Source organism: Microvirga sp. P4_G7 (assembly GCF_056401005.1).
In genome coordinates this window covers 1-591 of sequence record NZ_JBFUKD010001158.1, presented here as the reverse complement: position 1 = coordinate 591, position 591 = coordinate 1, and the positions used below count along the sequence as shown (strand labels likewise).

The 591-nt window shown below is 60.6% G+C and carries 1 protein-coding gene; it reads left to right on the top strand.

The annotated features are described in order from the left end of the window. Nucleotides 1–29: 29 nt before the first annotated feature. Nucleotides 30–591, top strand: a 562-nt coding sequence (locus AC1DT3_RS23610) for a DUF1254 domain-containing protein (protein ID WP_477467575.1), incomplete at its 3' end; no start/stop codon positions are given.

Sequence of the window (591 nt, the reverse complement as noted above, 5' to 3'; positions counted from 1 at the left end):
GTCTTGCCGGGCTCGTTGCATTCGTCGCCATTTTCGCCCTTCCCGCCAGCGCCGCGGACAAGATTTCCGAAGCCGAAGCCCACTCGATCGGCATCGACGCTTACCTCTACCTCTACCCGCTCGTCACGATGGAGCTCACCCGCCAGCAGCTCACTAACGTCGAGCCCGGCAAGAACACCGCGCTGGGTGGGCCGATGAACATGTTCGCGAACATTCCCGCCTTTCCGGACGCGAACTTTCGATCGGTCGTGAGGCCGAATTTCGACACCCTCTATTCGAGCGGATGGCTCGACATGACGAAAGAGCCGGTTGTCATTTCAGTCCCCGATACCAACGGCCGCTACTACCTGCTGCCGATGCTCGACATGTGGAGCAATGTCTTCGCCTCGCCAGGCTGGCGAACGACGGGAACGGCCGCGGGAAACTTCCTCATCACGCCGCGCAATTGGCGGCCCGACCTGCGCGATCGATACGTCGATGAATTCAAACTGCCGAAGGACACGCAACGCATCGAAGCACCGACGCCTTATGTCTGGGTGATCGGCCGGACCAAGACCGATGGTCCGCCGGACTATGACGCGGTTCATAAGA